Raw genomic sequence first — 22,553 nt, forward strand, 5'->3', positions numbered from 1 at the left:
CCCGCCGTCACACGGGGCCCCTGCGCGGATCCGGGCCGTTCGGTCGGCCCCCGTCCTCGGGCACGTCGCCCGCCCCGGGCTCCGGCCAGGTCATGAAGCCCACGGCCAGCGCCCGGCGGCGGGTCTCCAGCGGGTTCTCCGGCCGGCCCGCGGCCGGGGAGCGCACCGGCCCGCTCCGGAGGGCCGCGGGGTCCCGGGGCGCCGGCGGCGCGGTGATCCGCTCGGCGGCCCGGTCGGCGACGGCCATCAGCCGCTTGGGCGCCAGCGCGGCCAGCGGGGTCCACCAGCCCGCGGCGAACCACTCGCGCTGGCCGGCGGTCAGCTCCGGAACCTCGCGCTCCAGCCGTGCGGACAGCTCCTGCGGCCGGTTCAGGTCGCGCAGCAGCGTGTACTTGTGCTCGTCGACCAGCACGGTGCGCACCGACAGCCCGGCGTCCAGCACCCGCGCACCGGGGCGCGCGGCCCGGGCCTCGGCGACCAGCAAGTGCCCCTGCGGCGAGGCGTCGTGCAGCACCACCAGCGCCAGGCCCACCGGGACGGCGCGCAGGTTGTCGACGATCAGCGCGCGGTGGCGCTCGGGGTAGCCGTTGGCGCGCAGGAACACCCGGACGGTGAGGTCCGGGCAGAGCAGGGCGAACGCCGGGTCGGCGGGCGGCGGCCCGGGTGGCACCAGCGTGTCCTCCACCAGTGCGGCCGGCAGCGCGCCGTAGACCGCCCGCCAGCGGTTCAGCACGGTGTGCCGGAACGCCTCCTGGGTCCAGCGCGACTCCACCGAGGCGTCCGGCGCGGGCGTCCCGGACAGGATCCAGCTGCGCACGCCGAGGCCGATCAGCGTGAGCGCGACGAGTACCAGCAGCAGCGCGAAGCCGGGTGCGTCCAGCACCGCCGTGCCCACCAGCAGCCCGATCGCGCCGAAGCCGATCATCGAGACGGCGTTGCCCTTGTCGCCCCGGAACTTCTGCGGCGGCCGGCCCCGGTGCTGGAGGGCGTAGTTGAGCTGCCCGCTGGTGACGGTCAGCCGGCCCCCGTCGGAGAGCTTCTCCGTCACCTTGCGGATCCGCACGTCGTGCAGGCCGACGCCGTCGAGCTTCGGGTCCAGCGCGAACTCCGCGCGGCAGTACGAGCAGCGGCGCTTGGGGCGCTGACGCTGGAGCAGGTCCTTCGAGCAGTGCGGGCAGATCATCGCGGCACCTCCGGCACCGGCCAGCTGAGGAATCCGACATGGCGGTTCAGCGCCCGCTCGGCGGCCCGCTCGGCCGTCGCCAGGAGCCGTTTGGGCGGGACGGCGGCGAGCGGGCTCCACAGGCCCGCCTCGAACCAGGCGCGCTCCGCCCCGGTGAGCCGCGGCAGCCCCCGCAGCAGCGCCTCCAGCGGCTCGCGCAACTGGTGCGCGTACAGCTGGACGGCCCGGTCCTGCGCCGCGAGCACGGCGCGCGCCGACAGGCCGGCGTCCACCACCGGGCCGTCCGGCCGCGCGGCGCGGACCTCGGCGACCAGCAGACAGCCCTGCGGCGAGGCGTCGTGCAGCACCACCACCGGAAGGTCCTCCGGGAGCTGCCCGGGCGTGGCGACGAGCAGCGCCCCGTACCGCTCGGGGAAGGAGTTGGCGTGCAGGAAGGCGGTCACCGTCGGGTCGGGGCAGAGCACCGCGAGGGCCGCCGCGCCCGGCGGCACGACGGGCGTGACGGCGGAGTCCTCGACGACCCCCTCCGGGAGGCCGCCGTAGACCTCGGCCCAGGGAGCCAGGACCGAGGTGCGGAACTCCGCGGAGCTCCAGGTGGGGCGGTGGTCGAGCGGCGCGGTCCACCGCGCCGCCTCCTGCCGGTCCCGCTCCTGCTGTGCCTGCCATGCCAGTTCGGCCTTCTCCCAGGCGGCCACCGCCTTGCGGCGCCGGGACAGCCGCGCCAGATCGGACGCCGTCGAGCCGAGCGCGAGGAGGCCGAAGAAGCCCACCGGGACGGCCAGGCCGACGAGCCCCTCCAGCAGGGTCAGCAGGAGGTAGGCGGCGGTCAGCAGCGCCAGGCCGACGCCGACGGTGGCGGCGATCTCGGCGGGCTCCGTGAACCGCGGCGGGACCGGCCGCCAGGAGGTGCTCCTGCGGGCCACGGGTGAGGGCCGCCCCCGGGGGTGGAGCGCCCAGCGGAGCTGCTCGGCCGTCAGGGTGACCCGGCCCTCGTCGCCGAGCCGTTCGGCGGTGCGCCGCAGCCGCACGTCGGTCAGGCCCCGGGTCCTCTTCGGCTCCAGTGCGTAGGACTGCCGGCACCTCCAGCACAACCGGTTCACGCGATGGCGGGCGGTCGGCAGTTCGGCGGAGCAGTGCGGGCACTTCATCGGCCGGAGTCCTCCAGCGCCGCCGCGAGCCGGCGCAGCCCGGCGGCCAGCCGCTCCCGCCGGCCGACCCGCCCGATCCGCTGCCCGCGCTCCACCGCCCGCAGCGCCTCGGCGAGTTCGTCCTCCGAGCGGCGCTCGGCCTCGGCCGCGGTGATCGCGTAGTCCTCGTGGTCGATGCCGTACCCGGTGTTGGCGGCCAGGATGTTGAGCGGTTCGCGGCCCCGGTTGGCGAAGGAGTGCGGCATCAGCTCGGGTATCCGGATCAGCAGTCCGGGTGTCAGCGGCACCTCCACCACCCGGCGCCGCTCGGCGTCGTACAGGCCGCAGGCGGCGTGCCCGAGGCTGAGCACCAGGTGCTCGCCGCCGTGCGCGTGCGGGGTGAAGGCGCTGCGCGGCGCGACGATGCCGAGCTTGTAGGTGGCGTTCGAGGGCCGCTCCGGCGAGGTCTTGGCGTCGCCGACCAGGTAGTGGGCGAACTGGCCCTCGTCGATGAACCGGAGCAGTTCCTCACCGGCCGGACCGTGCGCGGACGTCGGCCCCAGCTCGCGGGCGCCGTCGCGGTCCGCGAGCAGCACCCGGCCGTCCGGGCGCAGCCGGTACAGTTCGGCGCCCCCCGGCAGCCGTCCGGCGAGCCGTTCGAGTTCCCGCAGACCGGATCGTACGGACATCGGCCACCCCACCCCACCTCGTCGTGTGCGACGTCATCCCCGGTGACGCGGACCGCCGCGCGGCCGGTTCCCGCTCTCCGGGACCGGCGTTGCGGATCTTACGCACCCGAGGTGACAACGCCCAGGGGATCAGGGCTCAACGGCCGCGGGCCACCACGAAGTCGGGCAGCGCGGCGAGGAAGGCCAGGGCCTGCGCCGCCTCCTCGTCCGACGGCTCGGGCGCCCCGGCCAGCACCGCTCCGACCTCCCGCCCGGCGGCCTCCACCAGGCCGGCCGCCGCCTCCCGGGCGCTCGCCACGCAGTCGTACGCCGCCATCCGGTCGAGCAGCCAGTCCACCTCCGCCGCCGCCCCGGGGCCGCGCTGCGCCCGGGTGAGGCTCAGGTGGCGCACCACCCGGGCCCGTTCGGCGGGGGTGGCGCGCTCCAGCAGGTGGATCAGCATCAGGGTGCGCTTGCCCTCCCAGAGGTCCCCGGCGATCTCCTTGCCGTACTCCTCGGCCGCCCCGGTCAGGTTGAGCACGTCGTCCTGGATCTGGAAGGCGGCGCCCAGGTACCAGCCGAACCGGTCCAGCCGGGTCGCCGCCGTGGCCGCGCCCTCGGCGACCAGCAGGCCGGAGCGGCACGGGTAGAGGAAGGTGTACCAGGAGGTCTTCTTCAGGCACATCCGGTAGTAGTCGGTGCTGCTCAGCCCGCAGACGTTGTCCCGGATCCAGCCGATCTCCAGCGCCTGGCCCTCCAGGGACTGGCGGCACATCAGCTCGGTCTCCTCGAACAGCCGCCAGGCCAGCTCCGCGCCGAGCCCGCTCCGGTTGGCCATCACCCGGCGCAGGGCGAGCAGGTGGGTCGCGTTGCCGACGTTCAGCGCGACCTCGACGCCGTACCGGGCGGGGAGGGTGGGGGCGCCGCGGCGCAGCTCGCTGCCGTCCTGGATGTCGTCGTGGACGAGGAAGGCGTTGTGGAACAGCTCCACGGTGACGGCCGGGTTGAGGGCCCGTGCGCAGTGCCCGCCGAAGGCCGCGCAGGTGGCCAGGCAGAGCGCCGCGCGCAGGCCCTTGCACGGGCGGGTCGGATAGTCGGCGGCCAGGTCGTAGAGGTAGGGCGGGCTCTGCGCGGGGATGTGGCGCAGGAGTTCGGCCACGGTCCGCTCGCGGTAGCGGGCCAGCACCTGTTCGACCAGCGGCGCGCCGAGGGCGGGGGGTGCGGCCGGGGCCGTCACCCCTGCGGCCGCTCGTGCGGCCCGGCGCCGGGGGTCCCGTCCGCGCCGTCGCCCGGCCGCGCGGCGCGCTGCGGTCCGAAGGCGTCCTGCAGGCCGCGGTTGGCGAGGCCGGGGGCGAGCGAGCCGAGGCTCAGCAGCAGGTCGAGGACGTCGTGGGCGTTGGCGGTCAGCCGCCGGGCGTGCTCGGAGACCTCGCCGCCGGTGCCCGCGAGCACCCGCTCGCTGACCGCGTCGATGAGCTGGTGGGTGTTGTCCGAGACCCGGCGCACCAGTTGGTCGAACTCCTCCTGGTCGACGCGGTGCTCGCCGGTCAGCCGCTCCGTCGCCGCCTTGGCGTCGGCGAGTCCGGCGGCCAGCTCGCGCTCCAGGACGGCCGCCGCCTCCATCACCGCGCGCGAGCCCTGCTCGCCCCACTCGCTGAACCGACCGGCGTCGGGCATGGCTGACCTCCTGGTTCGCGTCCCGGACGGGGCCGGGGGGCGGGCCGGTCCGGCGCCGGGCAGGGCGCCGCCTCGATCGCCGATGGTACACGGGTGTGTGCGGAGCGTGTCCACGGCGGCGCGCAGTGCCGTCCGCCGCGCGCGTGTGCCGTGGTGCGCGGTCACGGCCCCGGCGCGCGACGGCGCCGCGCGCCGCCTGCCGGCCGGGCGGCTCCCGGGGCCGGCGGTGCGGCGGTCCGGCGAGTCGGGGGCCGGCCGCCGTCCGGTCACTGATAGTGGTGGCCTGCTCGCGGAGCGATCCGCCGGGGGTGGAGGGCGAAACCCGCACGGGACAGCACGGGACAGGGAGCGGTCATGGGTGGCAGGCAGCGTCCGCCGAAGGCGCAAAACGTCCGGCCGGTGGTGGACACCGGGGCGGAGATCGCGAGGTTGGAGGGCTACCTCGCCTGGGAGGCGGAGGTCGCGGCGGCCGCCCGGGACGCCCGGGCCTTCGCCGACCGCTTCCCCTGGCTCCCGGCCGACGACCGCGAGGCGCTGGAGCAGGCGTACGCCCACGACCGGCTGCGCTACGCCGAGGAGGTCGTCGACCGGGCCGTGGGCCGCTGCCGCGAGCTGGCCGCCCGCTACCGCGCCGAGTGCCGCCGGGTCTGCGCCCGCTGGGCGGCCGTCTGCCTGTCCGTGGCCTTCGCCGCGGCGCTGCTCGCCGCCCTCCCGGTGGCGCTGCGCGGCTGACGGCCCGCCACCGCGCGCGAACGGGCCCGCCGCACACCCCTCGGGTGCGCGGCGGGCCCGTTCGCGCGGTGCGCGGGTCTCAGTGGTGGCCGTGGCCGCTGCTGACCTCCCGGTGCTCCTCGGCGGTCGGCTTGGCGATCTGGGCGCCCTCGCCGTAGAAGCCGCGGGAGAGCTTGGCCCGGGTGCGCTTCCACAGCGACACCTTGCGGGCCACCCCGTTCTCGTCCACCTCGGGCGGCAGGACGACCGGCTGCGGCTGGTCGTGCGAGGTGAGGGTGTAGAGCCGCTCCTGCGGCAGCGGCGCGTGCACCTCGATGAACTCGCCGTGCTGCAGCCGCTTGATGACGCCGGTCTCGCGCCCGTGCAGCACCTTCTCCTTGTCCCGCCGCTGCAGGCCCAGGCACCAGCGCTTGGTGATCACGAAGACGATCACCGGGCCGACGAAGAAGCCGATCCGCGCCGCGATGGTGATCGCGTTGATCGACAGGTGGAAGTGGGTGGCGAGCAGGTCGTTGCCGCCGGCGGCGAGCAGGATCAGGTAGAGGCAGATCCAGGCGGCGCCGAAGGCGGTGCGCACCGGCGCGTTGCGCGGCCGGTCGGCGATGTGGTGCTCGCGCTTGTCCCCGGTGATCCAGGCCTCCAGGAACGGATAGGACCAGATCGCCACCAGTACCAGCGGGAAGATCATCAGCGGCACGAACACGCCCATCACGAGCGTGTGGCCCCACAGGCCGATCTCCCAGCCCGGCATGATCCGGATCAGGCCCTCCGAGAAGCCCATGTACCAGTCCGGCTGGGCGTCGGTGGACACCTGGTCGGGCCGGTACGGGCCGTACGCCCAGATCGGGTTGACGGTGGCGATCGCGGCCATCGCCGCGACCACGCCGAACACCAGGAAGAAGAAGCCGCCCGCCTTGGCCATGTAGACCGGCATCAGCGGCATGCCGACCACGTTCTCGTTCCTGCGGCCGGGCCCGGCGAACTGGGTGTGCTTGTGGTAGAAGACCAGGATCAGGTGGGCCACCAGCAGGCCCAGCATGATGCCCGGGATCAGCAGGATGTGCACGGTGAAGAGCCGCGGGATGATCACCGAGCCCGGGAACTGACCACCGAAGACGAACATCTCGAAGTACGAGCCGATGATCGGCACGGCGAGGACCGCGCCCTCCATGAACCGGATGCCGGTGCCGGAGAGCAGGTCGTCGGGCAGCGAGTAGCCCATGAAGCCGTCGAACATGCCGAGGATCAGCAGGCCCGCGCCGAACAGCCAGTTGAGCTCGCGGGGCTTGCGGAACGCGCCGGTGAAGAAGACCCGGAACATGTGCGCGAACATGCCGGCCACGAAGACGATCGCGGCCCAGTGGTGGATCTGGCGGATCAGCAGGCCGCCGCGGATCTCGAAGCTGATGTGCAGCGTCGAGGCGTAGGCCTCCGACATCCGGATGCCCTTGAGCGGGACGTAGCTGCCCTCGTAGACCACCTCGCCCATCGACGGGATGAAGAAGAAGGTCAGCCAGACGCCGGTCAGGATGATGATGATGAAGGTGTAGAGGCAGATCTCGCCCAGCATGAAGGACCAGTGGTCCGGGAAGATCTTGCGCAGGTTGGACTTGGACAGGGCGTAGATGCCGAGCCGTCCGTCGGTCCAGTCGGCCAGCGCCTCGGCCTTGTTGGCGGGCTCCGCGCGGGTGCTGGTGACCGGTCCCGGGCCCGGCTGCTGGTCGGCTCTCACGACGGGCTCCCCGGCGTCCGCCGCGGTACGTCCTGGACGCCCGGCCCCGAAACGGCCGGCCGCTGGAGTGATGTGATCATCGGACCTCTCGATACGGGGGTGCCGGGCAGGCCGGCGCGCGGATCCGGCGACCCGCCGCCCCGTTGCTCAAAGTGATGGAGCGCTTACTCTGTCATGCTGTCGGGAGCGCGCCGACTGTGCACGTCCATCGGCCCGTCCGGCCGCTCGTGTCGGCCCGTCCGGGGGTCCGCCGCCCCGCCGCGGGGTCCGGCCGCGGCCCCGATGCTGCGCTCGGGTGCTGTTGGCGGCGCGGTGAAGCGTTTCGGCGCGCGCCGCGCCCGAGGAGGGTGCGGGGCCGGGCCTACGCTGCGCCAATGGTGGAACACCGGGAACTCTTCGAGGACGTGACAGCCGACCTGGCCAGGGCCGGCTTCGACACCGGGCGCGGGCCCTCGGGCCTGCGGATCGACCGGGGCCCGCAGGGGGTGGTGGTCGGCTGGCCGCCCGCCGAGGGCGCGGCCGGCGACCCGCCGCCCGCCGAGGGCATCCGGGCGGCGGTCACCGGCGCGGTCGCCGCCGTCCTGCGCGAGTCCGGCTACCGGGTGGCGCAGCCGGGCCCGGACGAACTGCTCGTCACCGCTGGCCCCGCGCCGCGGGTGCCGCAGGGGGCGGAGGAGCCCGGGCGCGAACCCGCCGCCGTCCCCGAGCAGTGGTGGGGCTGAGCGGAGGCGGGGCCGAGCGTGGTGGGGCCGACCGCCCGGGCCGGGGGCCGGATTGCCCCTGCTCCCGGCTGAGTGCAACCATGTGGTTGCCACTGCTGGACGGCCGAGGAGCAGCCCGTGAACGACACCGCGACGGCACCCCCCGGCCCCGGCGGCACGGCGGTCGACGGTGTGCTCGGCGCGCTCGCCGACCCGACCCGCCGCCGGCTGCTCGACCTGCTCGCCGACCGGGGCGAGGCCACCGCGACCACCCTGGCCGGGCGGCTGCCGGTCTCCCGGCAGGCCGTGGTCAAGCACCTCGCGGTGCTGGACGCCGCCGGCCTGGTCGCCGGCCACCGGACCGGCCGCGAGGTGCGCTACGCCGTCCGCCCGGCGGCCCTGGACGACACCGCGCGCTGGATGGCCGGCCTCGCGGCCGACTGGGACCGGCGCCTGGCCCGGACCGGCACCCGTGACGGGACGCCCGCGCCGCCCGGGGGCTGACGAGCGGTCCCGGGCGGCGCGGACGAGGTCCGGACGGCGGGTCAGTCCCGCGCCACGGCGGCGATCGCCGCGGCCAGCTCCGCCACGCCGGGCTCCCGCAGCACGCCGTAGTGGTCGCCGGCCAGCCGCACCGTCGCCGGCTCGGCCGCCGACCAGCCCGAGCTGCCCTCGATGAACGAGTAGTCGTCACCGGTGGCCTTGAAGACGGTCACCGGCGCCGACAGCCGCCGCTCGGCCAGCTCGCGGAAGCTGTAGTCGAACTCGTACGTCTCCCCGACGATCCGGGCGATCCGGCGGATCAGCTCCTCGTCGAGGTCCGGCAGCAGCCGGTGGACGAACGCGGCGAAGCCGTCCTCGTCGCGCACCTCGGCCAGGCACCGCTCCAGCTCCGGCCCGTGGACCGACCCGGCGAACACCGAGTACAGGATCGTCAGGTACGCCGGGTTGCGGTACGAGGACTCGCGCCCGTACCGCTCCCCGTCGGCGCGGCGCAGCTCCGGGTTGCCCGGGCAGATCAGCAGCAGGTCCGCCACCCGCTCCCCGGCCCGCTCCAGCTGCCAGGCCGCCTCGAAGGCCACCCGGGCGCCGAAGGAGTACCCCCAGAGGGTGTACGGGCCGTGCGGGCGGATCCGGCGGATCTCCGCCAGGTCGGCGGCGGCCATCTCCCGGATCGTCGGGTACGGCGTCTCCCCGGGGTTGATGCCGTGCGACTGCACCCCGAAGAACGGCCGGCCCGAGCGCCCGGCGAGCGGCCGCAGGTTCATCGGGTAGCCGCCCAGCCCCGGCCAGCAGAACACCGGCGCCCCGGCGCCCTCGCGGTGCAGCGGCACCAGCCGCGACACCGGCGCGCCCGCCGACCCGCCGGCCGCCCGGGCGGCGTCGATCCGCGCCGCCAGGTCCGCCAGCCCCGGGCACTCGAACAGCACCTGGAGCGGCAGCCGGGTGCCGAACTCCCGGTTCACCCGGTTGACCAGCGCCACCGCGATCAGCGAGTTGCCGCCCGCCGCGAAGAACTCGTCCGCCGCCGAGACGGCCTCGTACTTCAGCGCCGCCGCCCACACCCCGGCCAGCCGGCGCTCGGTCGGCGTCGACGGCGCCACGAACGGCGCGCCCGTGCCGGCGTCCCGGACCCGCTCGGCGGCGGCCAGCGCCTTGGCGTCCACCTTCCCGTTCGCGGTCAGCGGCAGCTCGTCCAGCACCAGCACCCGGTTCGGCACCATGTAGTCCGGCAGCACCGCGGCCAGCTCGTCCCTGATCAGCTCCGCCGGGCCCTTCATGTGCACGGCGTCCTCCCGCATGCCCTCGCTGCGGACCTGCTCCTCGCTCACCCGCCCGCCGAGGAAGAAGTACGACGGACCGGCCGCGATCCCGCACCCGGCCAGCACCGTCTCCATCCGCCGGGCGGACGGCAGCGGGTGGCCGCTCTTCGAGCTGTAGCCCGAGGACATGAACCCGAAGCCCAGCGCGTTGCGCTGCAGGTGGTGCAGCCGGGTGCCGAGGTCGATGTACTCCAGCCACGCCTCGGCGGCCCGGCTCACCGCCGTGACGCCGAACGCCGCCCGCCGGTACACCTGCTGGTTGATCGCGATGACGTGCCGGGACTCCACCACCGCGTCCGAGATCCGGGTCAGCTCGCCGCCCTCGTACCGGTACAGACCGGCCGGCAGGCCCTCGACCCCGCCCGGATGGGCCTGGACGAACAGCTCGGTGTCGTCCCGGCGCGGCCGACCGTCGTCCGGGACGATCGTGAAGCTGCCCAGGTAGTAGTCCTCCTCGGCGACGTCCAGCCGCCGCTGCACGTCCGGCTCGTGACCCAGCGGACGCACCGCCAGCCCGTACTCCGGCAGCACCTCCTCCAGCACGCCCAGCATGTGGCCGGTCTCGAACTCCAGCACCTCCTGGATGTTGTTGCGGTACACCGGCTCGATCGCGCCGCGCCGGCCCAGGAAGTGCACGGCCAGCGGAACGTCCCCGGCGGCCTCGCCGACCCGGACCAGGGTGTGGTCCACCGGGTGGTAGTAGTAGACGCCCGCGGCCGGGCCGTGCGAGCCGTCCGTCTCCAGGTACAGCTGGGTCGCGTACAGCGCGCCGGGGGAGGCGTACGCGTACTTGGGCAGCAGCCGCTCAGGGCTGTGGAACTGCCCGAACCAGCGCAGCACCGGGCCGAGTTCGGCGAGCGTGACGGCCTCCTCGCGCAGCCCCGCCGGCGCGGGCGCCGGGCGCGGGGCGGCGAGCAGCGCCAGCAGGTCGTCCCTGGTCACCGCACCGCCCTCGAAGAAGCGGTAGGTCTTGCGGGCGAACGTCTCCCGGCGCTGGCGCCCGGTCTCCCGGCGTCCCGGCAGCTCCACCACCGGCCGCCCGGCCAGCTCGGCCGCCGTGCGCACGCCCGGGTTGGACAGCTGCGCCTTCACCTGGAGCTTGCTCGCCTTGGACTGGTGGTGGCCGCCGTGGTTGCCCTGGTCCATCAGGGCGGCCTCCTTCGGGTTCAGCTCCACGCAGGCCACCAGGTTCCGGTGCCCCGTCCGCGCGTCGTCGGTGACCACGGCGGCCGCCCGGCGCACCCAGGTGTGCTCCTCGATCGCCAGCGCGATCTCGTCCAGCTCCACCCGGTAGCCGCGCAGCTTGACCTGGTTGTCCACCCGGCCCGAGCACTGCAGCGTGCCGTCCGGGTTCCACTGCGCGAGGTCGCCGGTGCGGTACAGCCGCTCGCCCGGCAGGTGCGGCGAGGCGACGAACCGCTCCGCCGTCAGGTCCGGCCGGTTGAGGTAGCCCCGGGCCAGCTGGACGCCGCCGATGTACAGCTCGCCGGTCGCCCCGACCTCCACCGGCGCCAGCTGCTCGTCCAGCACGAAGCAGCGGGTGCGGTCCACCGGTACGCCGATCGGCACCGAACCGGCCCCGTCGCCGAGCGCCCGCGGGTCCACCCGGTGGGCGGTCGCGTTGATCGTGCACTCGGTCGGGCCGTAGAGGTTGACCAGCGCGGCGTCCGGCAGCGCGGCCGTCAGCGCCCGGGCCAGGCGCACCGACAGCGCCTCGCCGCCGGAGTAGAGGCCGCGCACGGTCGTGCAGTCCACCAGCCGCTCGGTGTCCAGCAGCGCCTGGAGCAGGGTGGGCACGCACTGCAGGGTGGTCACCCCGTGCGCGAGCACGGTGTCGACCAGCGCCTCAGGGTCGCGGTAGACGCCCGGCGCGCCCATCACCACCCGCGCGCCGGCGGCGGGCGCCAGGATCTCCCACTGGGCCGCGTCGAAGCTCATCGGCGTCTTCTGCAGGACGACGGCGTCCGGGCCGAGGTGCCCGGCGTCGGCCAGCCAGCGCAGCTGGGAGACGATGCTGTGGTGCTCGATCATCACGCCCTTGGGGCGGCCGGTGCTGCCGGAGGTGTAGATGACGTACGCCAGCGAATCCGGGGCCGGGGCGGTGGGGCCGTGCCCCTGGTGCGGGATCGGGTGCGCCCCGGGGTGGCCGGGGTGATCGGGGTGATCGGGGTCCTCCGCGGCGTCCGGCAGGTCGGCCGAGGTGACGATCCGGGTGCCCGGCGGGACCAGCTCGGCCAGCCGGGCCCGCAGGTGCTCCTGCGTGACGATCACCCCGGTGCCGCTGGACTCGATCATCCAGCGGATCCGCTCCTGCGGGTACTCCGGGGACAGCGGCAGGTAGGCGGCGCCCGCGTGCAGGATGCCCCAGGCCCCGGTCATCAGCTCCAGGGACGGCTCGGTGTACAGGCCGACGCAGTCGTCGGTGGCCACCCCCAGCCGGTACAGCTGCGCCGCGAGCGCGTCGGCGGCCGCGTCGAGCCCGCCGAAGGTGAGCCGGCCGCCCTCGCCGGTCACGGCGGTGGCGTCGGGCCGGGCGGCGGCCTGGGCGCGGAGCAGGTCGGGCAGGCAGAGGGAGCGGCGGGCGTCGAGGAGGACGGCGGACAGGACGGACTCTGCGGTCATGAGGGGGTTCCCTGAGGTCGGGCCGATACGGCCGCCCGGTGCGCCGACCGGGCGTGACTCCCAAGGTCGGCCGCCCGGTGTCCCGACCGCCTGGGGCGACGGCCGCTACCCGGCCCTCGTTTCCGCCCGGGCCGGGAGGCGTTCCGGTCCCGGGTGTCCCGGGCACGTCCCGGTCAGGAGGCCTGCGGCTCCGGGTCCCGCTCGACGCGCCGCCAGCCGCGGACGGCGACCGTGTCGGGGTGGTCCTCGCCGAGGAGCCCGGTGAAACCCCGCAGCGCGTCCTCGCGAAGTTCCGCGGACTCGCCGTACCGGCCCGGGTCGTGCAGGGTGACGGCCAGGTTGGACCGGCAGGCGAGCACGTCCGGGTGCGCGGTGCCGTAGAGCCCGATGAACCCGTGCAGGGCGGCCCGATCCAGCTCCTCCGCACGACCGGTCCGCCGCGCCCGCGCATGCGCTCCGGCGAGGGCGACCACGGCGGTGAGCGTGGACGGATGATCGGATCCAAGGACGCGGGCCAGGCCGTCGAGTGCCAACCGCCCCGGTTCGACGGACGCTGCGAGGTCCCCACAGCGGCTCAGGTACCGGGCGACGAGAGTCGGCTCTGCCGGCGCTGCCGTTCCTGCCCGACGGCCACCGGCGCACCGTCGGCCTGCTGCGCACCCACGCGGCCACGGCCGCCGTTCTGCTGGCCCACAGCCGCCGTCGTAGCCGCACTGGTCCGGGTGCTACGGCACGGTGATCGCCAGGGTCGCGTCGTTGCAGGCCGCCACCACGGTGGCCTTGCGGCCGATCGGGAGGGCGACCGGGACCGGCAGCAGGTGCGGGTCGCTGGTGGTGCCGGTGCCCGCCTCCCCGTAGATGTTGCGGCCCCAGGAGAAGGCCTTCCCGGTGACGGTCGCCGCCGCGCTGTGGTGCATGCCGCCGGCGACCGAGGCGACGGCCGTCAGGTCCTCGGCCCAGATCGGCCCCGGCCGGTGCCAGGTCATCTCCCGGCCGGGGCCCTGCTGCGTGCTGTAGCCGTTGCCGAGCTGGCCCGCGAAGTTGTTCCCCCAGGTGTAGAGGGCTCCGGCCGTCGTCACCGCCAGGCTGTGCCGGTAGCCGGCCGCCACCTGGCGGATGTCGTTGGCGAGATCCCACACCGGTACCGGCGAGGTGCGGGTCTCGGTGGTGTTGTCGCCCAGCTGACCGGCCACGTTCAGGCCCCAGGCGTAGGCCCGGCCCCCGGAGATCGCCAGGGTGTGCTCCGAACCGGCGGCGAGCGAGGACGCCGTGAACGGGGTGACGCCGTCGGAGTGCACCACCGGCCCCGGGACCTTGTTGTCGCCGGTCCGGCCCAGGACGCCGGTCCTGAGGCTTCCCCAGGTGTACACGACGCCGTCCGCGCCGATCGCCGCGCTGTGCGAGTTGCCGGCGGTCACGCCGCCCGGCAGGGTGATCCGCTTCGGTGAGCGGCCGGCGGCGAGGGTGCCGTCGCCCAGCTGGCCCGCGCCGTTGGCGCCGAACACGTAGACGCCGCCGTCGGAGCCGGCGACCAGGCTGTGCCGCTCGCCCGCCGTGGCGCCGGCCGTCCCGGGCAGGGCGGCGAGCAGGGCGAGGGCGGGCGGCAGGGCGAGCAGGGCGCGGCGGGAGACGAGGGCGCGGTCGTGGGACACGGGGACTCCTTGGCGGGCGGAGAGGGGCCGGCGCTCCGGGGCGGCCGGATCAGCGAACCGCGTCCGGCCAACTCCCGCAATCCGCAGATGGTTTGAGTGCCCGTTCGGGGATCGCTTCCCGCCGGTTCCGGCGTTGTCCGCACTGCTGCGGCCCGGACCAGGACCGGATCGGGGCGGGATCAGGGCCGGGGCGGGGCGGTGGCGGCCGCCGTCAGGTGGGTGAGGAAGGCGGTCACGGCGGGCGGGGCCGAGCGGCCGCGCAGGGTGGCGGTGCGCACGACGCGCACGGGCGTGTCCTCCGGGTGCAGGGGGACGAGGGCGACGTCCGGGCGGGTCGCGCGGGCGGCCATGGCGGGGATCAAAGTGGCTCCGAAACCGGCGGCGACCAGGCCGAGTTTGGCCGTCCAGGCGGCGACCTCGTAGGCGATCCGAGGCCGGAAGCCGCTGCGCACACAGGCCGCGAGCAGGGTGGACTCGGGGTGGCGGCTGGCCGCGATCCAGGGCTCGTCGGCGAGTTCGGCGAGCCGCAGCCGGTCACGGGCGGCCAGCGGGTGGTCCGGCGGGAGGGCCACCAGCACCGGGTCCTCGACCAGCGGCCGCAGCTCGAACTGCTCGGTGTCGTAGGGGTGTCCGGGGTAGGCGGCGACCACCGCGAGGTCGATCGCGCCGTCGCGCAGCCGCTCCAGCAGGTCCGCCGAGAGTCCCTCGGTGAGCGCGATCCCGATGCCCGGGTGGGCGGTGCGGAACGCCGCCAGCGCGGCCGGCAGGAGCGCGGCGTTGGCGCTGTCGAAGGCGCCGACCCGCAGCCGGCCCAGGCCCAGCTCGGTGAGCGCCGCCAGCTCCTGGCGGCTGCCGTCCAGCCGGTCCAGCATCGCCTCGGCGTGCGGCAGCAGGGTGCGGCCGTGCTCGGTGAGCCGCACCCCGCGCGCCAGGCGGTCGAACAGCTGGGCGCCGAACTCGGCCTCCAGGGCGGCGATCTGGCGGGATATCGCGGACTGGGTGAAGCCGAGGTGCTCCCCGGCGGCGGTGAACGAGCCCAGGCGGGCGGTGGTGCGGAAGACGTCGAGCCAGGCCATGTCCATCCCGCATGGATAGCATGCGAGACATTCGTTTGTCGCCTGGCTCTGGGATTCCTAGCGTGGAGGCCATGGAGAAGATCGCATTTCTCGGCCTCGGCCGGATGGGGCTCCCGATGGCCCGCCGACTCGCGTCCGCCGGCCACGCGCTGACGGTGTGGAACCGGACGCCGGGCCGGGCGGAAGAACTGCCGGGGGCCGCCGATCCGGCGGCGGCGGTGCGCGGCGCGGGCGTGGTGATCACGATGCTGTCCGACCCGGCGGCGCTGGCGGCCGTCGCGCGCCGGTTCGCCGGCGAGCTGGTGCCCGGCACGGTGTGGGTCGAGATGTCCTCGGTGGGGCCCGGCGCCGTCGCCGAGGTCCGGCGGCGACTTCCGGACGGGGTCGGGCTGGTGGACGCCCCGGTGCTGGGCAGCGTCGGCCCGGCGGCGTCCGGCGGGCTGACGGTGCTGGCGGGTGGCGAGCCGGCGGACGTCGGGCGGGTGCGACCGGTGCTGGAGCGGCTCGGCACGGTGGTCGACTGCGGCGGGCCCGGCTCGGGCGCGGCGCTCAAGCTGGTGGTGATCGGCGCGGTGATCGGGGGCGTGGCGGTGGTGGCCGAGGCACTGGCGCTGGCGCGATCGCTGGGCCTGCCGGAGGAGTTGGCGTTCGGCGCGCTGGCCGGCGGTCCGCTGGGCGGGGTGGTCGGGCGGGCGCGGGCGACCGACGCGGACTTCCCGGTGCGGCTGGCGGCCAAGGACCTCGCGCTGGCGGGCGGCGGGCCGGTGCTCACGGCGGTGCGCGAGCGGTTGCTGGCCCACCCGGAACTCGCCGAGCAGGACCTCGCCCGCTGGGTGGACGCCGTGCGGGCCGGCTGAGCGGGCCGGTCACCGCCGGCCCGGCCGCCGGGGAGGTCACGGGGGTGCCGCCCCGGCGGTCCGGTCGGGCTCGGGCGGCTCAGGCCGCCCGGCGGGTCACCGTGAAGCCGGTCCCGGCCCGCCGCACCTCGGCGGCGCCCGACCCGGCGAAGTGCGCCGGGATCACCGACTCCCGTTCCTCCCGTGCGTCCGCCCTGGTCGGCCGCGCGCCGATGGCGGCCGGCCGGGCCGACGGATGATCAAAGACTTGAACACGTGATCGTGTTCGCCCTGATCCCGTCAAGAGGGTTGCCGGCGCCCGCTCGTGGGGATGCGACTCGAAGGATTCGCCGGCTTTCCGGGGTGGGCGGGCGCCCATGGGGAGTTCACGAAGGTAACGAACGAGCCGGGATTGTCCCGAGCTTGGATTTACTTCTTGACGGTGCATGACATGTCCGGGTTAACTCCTGCCACCTCGCCGCTTTGGTGCGGCCCTGTCAAGGAGGGTTCCCATGAACGCAACGACGCGTCGCGTCCTCGTCGGCACCGCCGCACTCTCCCTCGCCCTGTCCCTGGCCGCCTGCGGCAAGGCGGGCGGCGACAAGCAGGACACCGCGGGCTCCGGGGACACCAAGGCCATCGGCCTGCTGCTGCCGGAGAACGCCTCCTCCAGCCGCTACGAGTCCTTCGACCGCCCGTTCATCGAGGCCAGGGTCGCCTCGCTCTGCCCGGACTGCAAGGTCCGCTACAGCAACGCCGAGGGCAGCGCGGCCAAGCAGAAGCAGCAGTTCGACACCCTGATCGCGGAGGGCGTCAAGGTGATCGTGCTCGACGCCTTCGACGCCAAATCCACCCAGGCGTGGGTCAAGGAGGCGGCGGGCAAGGGCGTCAAGGTCATCGCCTACGACCGCCTGGCGACCGGCCCGGTCTCCGCCTACGTCTCGTTCGACAACGAGAAGGTCGGCGAACTCCAGGGCCAGGCCCTGCTGGACGCGCTCGGCGCCGAGGCCGCCGAGGCGAACATCGTGATGATCAACGGCGACGAGGCCGACCCGAACGCCGCGCTCTTCAAGTCCGGCGCCCACAAGGTCCTCGACGGCCGGATCAAGAAGGTGGTCTACGAGCAGTCCGGCGAGTGGAAGCCCACCGTCGCCGGCCAGAAGGCCGGTGCGGCCATCACCCAGCTCGGCAAGGACGGCTTCCAGGCCGTCTACTCCGCCAACGACGGCATGGCCGGTGCGATCATCACCCAGCTCAAGGCCGCGGGGATCAGCGTCCCGGTCGGCGGCCAGGACGCCGGCCTCGACGCGATCCAGCGCATCGTCGCCGGCGACCAGGCCTACACCATCTACAAGGCGTACAAGCCGCTCGCCGAGAGCGCCGCCGAACTGGCCGTCAACCTGCTGCGGGGCCAGGACGTCAAGGGCGTCGCCACCGGCAGCGTGGACAGCGCCACCGACCAGGGCATCCCGGCCAAGCTGCTGGAGCCGAAGGTCGTCACCAAGGCCGACATCAACGGCACCGTCGTCGCCGACGGCCTCTACAAGGTCGCCGAGATCTGCACCACCGACTACGCCGCGGCCTGCGCCGCCGCCGGCCTCAAGTGACGGTCGGCCGCACAGTGACCGGCGCGCTCAAGTGACCGCCGCGCTCAAGTGACCGCCGGCCGGGGCCGGTCGGCCCGACGGCCGTTCACCCGCCCCGCGCCGCCCCGTCCCTCCCGGCCCCGCCCCGGCCGGGTTCGCCCGCGAGCGCCCCCTCCCTCCCCGCCCCGCACACCCCCGCAGGAGATGGTTCACGTGACAGGCGCACCCGTACTCGCGCTGCGCGCGGTCTCCAAGCGCTTCGGCGCCGTCCAGGCCCTCACCGCCGTCGACCTCGACGTCCACGCCGGCGAGGTCCTCGCCCTGGTCGGCGACAACGGCGCCGGCAAGTCCACCCTGGTCAAGACGATCGCCGGCGTCCACCCCGTCGACGAGGGCGCGATCACCTGGGAGGGCCGCCCGGTGCGGATCGGCCGCCCCCAGGACGCCCAGGCGCTCGGCATCGCCACCGTCTACCAGGACCTCGCGCTCTGCGACAACCTCGACGTCGTCGCCAACCTCTTCCTCGGCCGGGAGCTGCGCCGCCGCGCAACCCTGGACGAGGTCGCCATGGAGCGGCGCGCCAAGGAACTCCTGGACACCCTGTCGATCCGCATCCCCAGTGTGCGGATCCCGGTCGCCGCGCTGTCCGGGGGACAGCGCCAGGTCGTCGCCATCGCCCGCGCCCTGGTCGGCGACCCGCGGATCGTCGTCCTCGACGAGCCGACCGCCGCACTCGGCGTCGAGCAGACCGCACAGGTCCTGGACCTCGTCGAGCGGCTGCGCGAGCGAGGCCTCGGTGTCATCCTCATCAGCCACAACCTGGCGGACGTCCGCGCCGTCGCCGACACCGTCGCCGTCCTGCGGCTCGGCCGCAACAACGGGGTGTTCCCGGTCGCCGGCACCTCGTCCGAGGAGATCATCTCCGCCATCACCGGCGCCACCGACAACGCCGTCACCCGGCGTCAGGCACGCATCGCGGAGGAAGCCCAGTGAGCACCGGTCAGACCACTCCCGCCGCGGACGCCGCGGCCCCGGCCGCCGACCCGCGGCTGCTGGTCCGCCGCGGCGGCGCGGCCGGTTACGCCGAGGACCTCCGGCGCCGGATCCGCAGCGGCGACCTCGGCTCGCTGCCCGTCGTCCTCGGCCTGATCCTGATCGCCGTCATCTTCCAGAGCGTCACCGGCCACTTCCTCCAGGCCGACAATCTGACCAACATCACCAAGTGGATCGCCGGCTACGGCCTCATCTCGGTCGGCGTCGTCTTCGTCCTGCTGCTCGGCGAGATCGACCTCTCGCTCGGCTCGGTGGCCGGCGCCTGCGCCGCCATCACCTCCGTGCTCGCCGTGCGGCAGGGCGTCGACGAGTGGCTCGCCCTCCTGCTGGGCCTGCTCGCCGCCGCCGCGATGGGCGCCCTGCACGGCTTCTTCTTCGCCCGGATCGGCGTGCCCGCGTTCGTCGTGACCCTGGCCGGCATGCTCGCCTGGAGCGGGCTGCAGGACTACGTGCTCGGCAGGCTCGGCACCGTCAACAACCTGAACGAGGGCGTCGTCGCCCACCTGGACAACCACTTCCTGGGCGACGGCGACATCGCCTTCGCCTGGCTGCTCGCCGTCCTCTCCGTCGGCGGCTTCCTCGCCGCCCAGCTGATCACCGCCCGCCGGCGCACCGCCGCCGGGCTGCCGGCCCGCCCGCCCGGCGAGATCGCGCTGCGCACCGGGGCGCTGGCCGTGGTCGCTCTTGCCGGCGCCTGGACGCTCAACCAGGACAGCGGGCTGCCGCTGCCGCTGGTGGTGCTGCTCGGCGTCGTCGTGGTCACCGACTTCGTGCTCCGCCGCACCTCCTGGGGCCGACAGGTCTTCGCGGTCGGCGGCGGCGTCGAGGCCGCCCGCCGGGCCGGCATCAACGTGGCCCGGGTACGGATCTCGGTGTTCGTCGTCTCCGCCGCGCTGGCGGGCCTCGGCGGCCTGTTCATCGCCTCGCAGCAGGGGTCGGCGGACAAGCTGCTCGGTGGCGGCAACGTGCTGATGAGCGCGATCGCCGCCGCCGTCATCGGCGGGACCAGCCTGTTCGGCGGCCGGGGCAGCACCTGGTCGGCGCTGCTCGGCATGCTGGTGATCCAGTCGATCACCACCGGGCTGGACATGGTGCACGCCGCCCAGGCCATCCAATACATGATCACCGGTGCGGTGCTGCTGGCCGCCGTGGTGCTGGACTCGGTCTCCCGGCGCACCCAGAAGTCGGCCGGCCGGGGTTGACCCTGGCCTCGCGCCGCCCCCGAACCGCCCGGTCCCCACCCCCACGGGGACCGGGCTCCCGCCCGTCCGGGGCCGCCGTGCCCGGTCGGCCGCCGCGTGGGCCGACCGCCCGCCGGAAGCATGACCTCCGAGGTAATCGACGCCCCCGAACCGGTCCGGCAGGGTGATCACCACGGGCCGGGGACACCCTCCGACCTGGTGCTGAAGCCTTGGAAGGGGATCGACATGACGAAGCTCCGGCAGTTCGCCCGCCGACCGGAACGCGGTGTCCGCACCACGCTGTTCGCCGCGGCGACGGCCGCCGCGGTGGCCTTCGGCGCGGTCACCACCGCGACCGGTGCCACGACGGAGGCCGGTGCCGGTGCCGACGGCGGGCGCGGCGACGGCGCGGGCGTGATCGCCGAGTGCGCCGACGTCCAGGACCGGCTGGAGCGGCTGGAGGGCCGGCTCACCCCCAACGCCTGCGCCTTCCTCGGGCGCCAGCTCGCCTTCGGCGAGACCCCGACCGGCACCCCGCCGGTGCCCGGCGACCTCACCCACCCCCGGGTCCGCGCCTACCAGGCCATCTTCGACGACGAGGCCACCCTCTGGGAGGCCGGCGGCGCCCCGCAGCGCGGGCTGACCACCATCGGCACCTCGATCACCCGCACCCTCGGCCTCGTCCCGGACTTCCGCTACCGCGGCACCGAAGTGGTCGCCGACGGCGCGGTGGTGATGTTCGGCCAGTGGAACGAGGCCACCGTCAAGGGCCACCCGATCGCCTTCCCGCAGATCGCCCGGAACGTGCTCTCCGACGACGGCAGGACCATGCAGGCCCGCCGCTACTACGACCGCCACGAGCTGTTCGAGCCGGTGGCCCCCGAGCTGCGGCCGCTCTTCGCCGGCATCGCCGACCCGGCCACGGCCGCCGTGCCCGCGGGCCGGCCCGCCCCGGAGCCGTTCCGGGCCGGGGAGATCACCGCCCGGCTGGCCGCCTGGAACGGCGAGGACGCCGCCGCCCTGGTCGGCCGGACGGGCGGCGCCCGTCTGAGCGGACCCGGCCTGGCCGAGCCGCTGGCCACCGCGGAGGGCAAGGCCGGCTACCTGCGGCGCCTGTTCGCACAGGCCGACGTCCGCTTCGAGGCCGGCCAGGTGGCGTTCGGCCGGACCATGACCTACGTGGAGTGGCACGGCACGGCCGTCCCCGAGTGGAGCAAGGACCCGGTGACCGGGAAGGGCACGGAGGTGTCCTTCGGCATCGTCGAGCGTTTCGGTCCCCGGGGCGAGTGGGAGCTGTTCTTCGACACCCTGCCGCTGATCGCCGACGCGGACCGGATCGGCGGTCTCTACCAGCGCCTCGCCCAGCCCTGACCGGCCCGCCGACCCGTCATTCCGCCCGCCCGTCATTCAGATCGTCCGTCATCCCGTCGCGCCCCGCCGTCGTCACCGGACCGGGTCCGCCGCGGCCCGCGCCGACCGCACCTGCGCGACGTGCGGGTCGGTGCGGTCGTCGTAGCGCCAGAGCGCCGGCAGCGCGGCGGCCAGCACCCCGCCGCTCACCAGGCAGGCCAGCCCGCCGGTGCGCAGCGCGGCCCGCAGCCCGTAGCGGGCGGCCAGGCCACCGGCCCGCCAGTCGCCGAGCGCGGGCCCGGCGGCGCCGATCAGCAGCTCCAGGCCGGCCGCGCGGGCAGGGCGGCGCGCCCTTCCCGGACGAGACGCTGCGCGACCTCCCGCTGCTGCGCGAGGCGGCCGACGTGCTGCGGATGACCGACCACGACGCGGACTTCGAGTACGGCCTGCGGGTGCTGATCGAGGGCTTCCGGGCCGAGATCGCCCGCGAGGCCGGGAACACGGGGCAGGCCGCATCCCGGGCCGATCCACTACCGTGACGGGACGGCCGGCCGCCCGAAACGGTCCCTAGCGCCGCCCCGCGAGCTCCAGCGCCTCGCGCAGCCGGCCGCCCGATGCGGTGAGCAGCCGGGCGGCGGCCGGGGCGTCCACCCCGGCGAGGACGACCAGCACGGCGTCCTTCACCGCGCCGCCGGTGGCCGCCAGCGCCCGGAGCGCCGTCTCCTCCTCCGCGCCGGTGATCTCGGTGACGATCCGCAGTGCCCGGTCGCGCAGCTTGGCGTTGCCCGCGCGCACGTCGACCATCAGGTTCCCGTACGTCTTGCCGAGCCGGACCATGACCGCCGTGGAGAGCAGGTTCAGCACCAGCTTCTGCGCCGTCCCCGCCTTGAGCCGGGTCGAGCCGGCCACCACCTCCGGCCCGGTCACCACCTCGATGCCCAGCTCGGCGGCCGCGACCAGCGGTGACCCCGTGGTCCCCGCCAGCCCCACGCCCAGCGCCCCGGCGGCGCGGGCGCGGCGCACGGCCGCCACCGTGTACGGGGTGCGGCCGGACGCGGAGACGCCCACCACGGTGTCCTCACCGCCCAGCCCCAGCGCCGCCAGATCGGCGGCCGCCAGCTCCGGGCGGTCCTCCGCGCCCTCCACGGCGCGCACCAGCGCCTGCGGGCCGCCCGCGATCACCCCCATCACCTGGCCCGGGGCGGTGCCGAAGGTCGGCGGGCACTCGCTCGCGTCCAGCACCCCGAGCCGCCCCGCCGTCCCGGCGCCCGCGTAGACCAGCCGTCCGCCCCGGGCCATCCGCTCCGCCACCGCGTCCACCACGACGGCGATCCGCGGCAGCTGCTCCGCCACCGCCTTGGCGACCGTGCGGTCCTCGGTGTTCAGCAGCCGCAGCAGCTCCAGTGTCCCCAGCCGGTCGAGCCCGGCCCACTCCGGCCGTACCGCCTCGGTGGCCGGCCGGTCGGCGTTCTCCGTCCCGCCCGTCATACCGCACCTCTCCCCGCGCATGACCGCCGCCAACCCGGGCAGGTGCCGGACGGGCGAGGAAAGGAG

General features: G+C 75.1%; 20 protein-coding genes. 9 read left to right on the forward strand and 11 right to left on the reverse strand.

Annotation, left to right across the window (positions count from 1 at the left end):
• Window positions 1–7: 7 nt before the first annotated feature.
• The 5 genes from ABT093_RS02575 to ABT093_RS02595 all read right to left on the reverse strand — a co-directional run bounded on the left by ABT093_RS02575 (window position 8) and on the right by ABT093_RS02595 (window position 4,655).
• Window positions 8–1,183, reverse strand: a complete 1,176-nt coding sequence (locus ABT093_RS02575) for a hypothetical protein (RefSeq protein ID WP_350559313.1) — start codon at window positions 1,181–1,183, stop codon at window positions 8–10.
• Window positions 1,180–2,331: a hypothetical protein gene (locus ABT093_RS02580; RefSeq protein ID WP_350559316.1), complete on the reverse strand. Its 1,152-nt coding sequence runs from the start codon at window positions 2,329–2,331 to the stop codon at window positions 1,180–1,182. The genes ABT093_RS02575 and ABT093_RS02580 overlap by 4 nt, the downstream gene beginning before the upstream one ends.
• Entirely contained in the window at window positions 2,328–2,999 is a 672-nt protein-coding gene (locus ABT093_RS02585) for a cupin domain-containing protein (RefSeq protein ID WP_350559319.1), read from the reverse strand. The genes ABT093_RS02580 and ABT093_RS02585 overlap by 4 nt, the downstream gene beginning before the upstream one ends.
• Before the next feature lie 136 nt (window positions 3,000–3,135).
• The gene (locus ABT093_RS02590) at window positions 3,136–4,215 is read right to left on the reverse strand and encodes a polyprenyl synthetase family protein (protein WP_350559322.1); all 1,080 of its coding nucleotides are present in this window, start codon (window positions 4,213–4,215) and stop codon (window positions 3,136–3,138) included.
• Window positions 4,212–4,655: a hypothetical protein gene (locus tag ABT093_RS02595; RefSeq protein ID WP_350559325.1), complete on the reverse strand. Its 444-nt coding sequence runs from the start codon at window positions 4,653–4,655 to the stop codon at window positions 4,212–4,214. Before ABT093_RS02595 ends, ABT093_RS02590 begins: the two co-directional genes overlap by 4 nt.
• 354 nt (window positions 4,656–5,009) lie before the next feature.
• Here ABT093_RS02595 and ABT093_RS02600 point away from each other — a divergent pair, with 354 nt between their 5' ends.
• Window positions 5,010–5,387, forward strand: coding sequence for a hypothetical protein (locus ABT093_RS02600; RefSeq protein ID WP_350559328.1), 378 nt, complete (start codon window positions 5,010–5,012; stop codon window positions 5,385–5,387).
• Between the two features lie 79 nt (window positions 5,388–5,466).
• Here ABT093_RS02600 and qcrB read toward each other — a convergent pair whose 3' ends face one another.
• Entirely contained in the window at window positions 5,467–7,044 is a 1,578-nt protein-coding gene (gene qcrB, locus ABT093_RS02605) for a cytochrome bc1 complex cytochrome b subunit (RefSeq protein ID WP_350560048.1), read from the reverse strand.
• A 449-nt stretch (window positions 7,045–7,493) separates the two neighbouring features.
• Here qcrB and ABT093_RS02610 point away from each other — a divergent pair, with 449 nt between their 5' ends.
• Complete coding sequence (locus ABT093_RS02610; RefSeq protein ID WP_350559331.1) at window positions 7,494–7,841, forward strand: hypothetical protein; 348 nt, start codon at window positions 7,494–7,496, stop codon at window positions 7,839–7,841.
• Between the two features lie 117 nt (window positions 7,842–7,958).
• Window positions 7,959–8,324, forward strand: coding sequence for an ArsR/SmtB family transcription factor (locus tag ABT093_RS02615; protein ID WP_350559334.1), 366 nt, complete (start codon window positions 7,959–7,961; stop codon window positions 8,322–8,324).
• A 41-nt stretch (window positions 8,325–8,365) separates the two neighbouring features.
• On the opposite strand, the gene ABT093_RS02620 is transcribed toward ABT093_RS02615, so the two are convergent.
• The 4 genes from ABT093_RS02620 to ABT093_RS02635 form a co-directional block, all read right to left on the reverse strand.
• Window positions 8,366–12,265, reverse strand: a complete 3,900-nt coding sequence (locus ABT093_RS02620; protein WP_350559337.1) for a non-ribosomal peptide synthetase family protein — start codon at window positions 12,263–12,265, stop codon at window positions 8,366–8,368.
• 173 nt (window positions 12,266–12,438) lie between these two features.
• Window positions 12,439–12,843, reverse strand: a complete 405-nt coding sequence (locus ABT093_RS02625; RefSeq protein ID WP_350560050.1) for a tetratricopeptide repeat protein — start codon at window positions 12,841–12,843, stop codon at window positions 12,439–12,441.
• A gap of 147 nt (window positions 12,844–12,990) precedes the next feature.
• On the reverse strand, window positions 12,991–13,917 hold the full coding sequence (locus ABT093_RS02630; RefSeq protein ID WP_350559340.1) for an RCC1 domain-containing protein: 927 nt from the start codon (window positions 13,915–13,917) through the stop codon (window positions 12,991–12,993).
• A gap of 179 nt (window positions 13,918–14,096) precedes the next feature.
• A complete protein-coding gene (locus tag ABT093_RS02635; protein ID WP_350559343.1) occupies window positions 14,097–14,999 on the reverse strand; it encodes a LysR family transcriptional regulator in 903 nt (300 codons plus the stop codon).
• 65 nt (window positions 15,000–15,064) lie between these two features.
• Between ABT093_RS02635 and ABT093_RS02640 the strand changes: the two genes are divergently transcribed.
• From ABT093_RS02640 to ABT093_RS02665, 6 genes are all read left to right on the forward strand, one after another.
• Window positions 15,065–15,850: an NAD(P)-dependent oxidoreductase gene (locus tag ABT093_RS02640; protein WP_350559346.1), complete on the forward strand. Its 786-nt coding sequence runs from the start codon at window positions 15,065–15,067 to the stop codon at window positions 15,848–15,850.
• Between the two features lie 491 nt (window positions 15,851–16,341).
• Window positions 16,342–17,436 (forward strand): sugar ABC transporter substrate-binding protein, encoded by a 1,095-nt coding sequence (locus tag ABT093_RS02645; protein WP_350559349.1) that lies wholly within the window; start codon window positions 16,342–16,344, stop codon window positions 17,434–17,436.
• Window positions 17,437–17,619: 183 nt separating this feature from the next.
• Window positions 17,620–18,408, forward strand: coding sequence for an ATP-binding cassette domain-containing protein (locus ABT093_RS02650; RefSeq protein ID WP_350559352.1), 789 nt, complete (start codon window positions 17,620–17,622; stop codon window positions 18,406–18,408).
• Window positions 18,405–19,670 carry a sugar ABC transporter permease gene (locus tag ABT093_RS02655; protein WP_350559355.1) on the forward strand — a complete coding sequence of 422 codons (1,266 nt, stop codon included), beginning with the start codon at window positions 18,405–18,407 and terminating at the stop codon, window positions 19,668–19,670. Before ABT093_RS02650 ends, ABT093_RS02655 begins: the two co-directional genes overlap by 4 nt.
• A gap of 225 nt (window positions 19,671–19,895) precedes the next feature.
• On the forward strand, window positions 19,896–21,020 hold the full coding sequence (locus tag ABT093_RS02660; RefSeq protein WP_350559358.1) for a hypothetical protein: 1,125 nt from the start codon (window positions 19,896–19,898) through the stop codon (window positions 21,018–21,020).
• A gap of 383 nt (window positions 21,021–21,403) precedes the next feature.
• Window positions 21,404–21,538 (forward strand): hypothetical protein, encoded by a 135-nt coding sequence (locus ABT093_RS02665; protein WP_350559361.1) that lies wholly within the window; start codon window positions 21,404–21,406, stop codon window positions 21,536–21,538.
• Between the two features lie 28 nt (window positions 21,539–21,566).
• Here ABT093_RS02665 and murQ read toward each other — a convergent pair whose 3' ends face one another.
• Window positions 21,567–22,487, reverse strand: coding sequence for an N-acetylmuramic acid 6-phosphate etherase (murQ, locus tag ABT093_RS02670; RefSeq protein WP_350559364.1), 921 nt, complete (start codon window positions 22,485–22,487; stop codon window positions 21,567–21,569).
• Between the last annotated feature and the right edge of the window lie 66 nt (window positions 22,488–22,553).

Origin of the sequence: Kitasatospora sp. NPDC002551 (assembly GCF_040296005.1) — a bacterium.
Lineage (GTDB): Bacteria > Actinomycetota > Actinomycetes > Streptomycetales > Streptomycetaceae > Kitasatospora.

Coding starts and splice junctions, on each gene's coding strand:
- ABT093_RS02585 (WP_350559319.1), bottom strand. CDS start 2,999: ATGTCCGTACGATCCGGTCTGCGGGAACTCGAACGGCTCGCCGGACGG.
- ABT093_RS02650 (WP_350559352.1), top strand. CDS start 17,620: ATGGTTCACGTGACAGGCGCACCCGTACTCGCGCTGCGCGCGGTCTCC.
- ABT093_RS02575 (WP_350559313.1), bottom strand. CDS start 1,183: ATGATCTGCCCGCACTGCTCGAAGGACCTGCTCCAGCGTCAGCGCCCC.
- ABT093_RS02660 (WP_350559358.1), top strand. CDS start 19,896: ATGACGAAGCTCCGGCAGTTCGCCCGCCGACCGGAACGCGGTGTCCGC.
- ABT093_RS02640 (WP_350559346.1), top strand. CDS start 15,065: ATGGAGAAGATCGCATTTCTCGGCCTCGGCCGGATGGGGCTCCCGATG.
- ABT093_RS02635 (WP_350559343.1), bottom strand. CDS start 14,999: ATGGACATGGCCTGGCTCGACGTCTTCCGCACCACCGCCCGCCTGGGC.
- ABT093_RS02580 (WP_350559316.1), bottom strand. CDS start 2,331: ATGAAGTGCCCGCACTGCTCCGCCGAACTGCCGACCGCCCGCCATCGC.
- ABT093_RS02600 (WP_350559328.1), top strand. CDS start 5,010: ATGGGTGGCAGGCAGCGTCCGCCGAAGGCGCAAAACGTCCGGCCGGTG.
- ABT093_RS02610 (WP_350559331.1), top strand. CDS start 7,494: ATGGTGGAACACCGGGAACTCTTCGAGGACGTGACAGCCGACCTGGCC.
- ABT093_RS02595 (WP_350559325.1), bottom strand. CDS start 4,655: ATGCCCGACGCCGGTCGGTTCAGCGAGTGGGGCGAGCAGGGCTCGCGC.
- murQ (WP_350559364.1), bottom strand. CDS start 22,487: ATGACGGGCGGGACGGAGAACGCCGACCGGCCGGCCACCGAGGCGGTA.
- ABT093_RS02645 (WP_350559349.1), top strand. CDS start 16,342: ATGAACGCAACGACGCGTCGCGTCCTCGTCGGCACCGCCGCACTCTCC.
- ABT093_RS02620 (WP_350559337.1), bottom strand. CDS start 12,265: ATGACCGCAGAGTCCGTCCTGTCCGCCGTCCTCCTCGACGCCCGCCGC.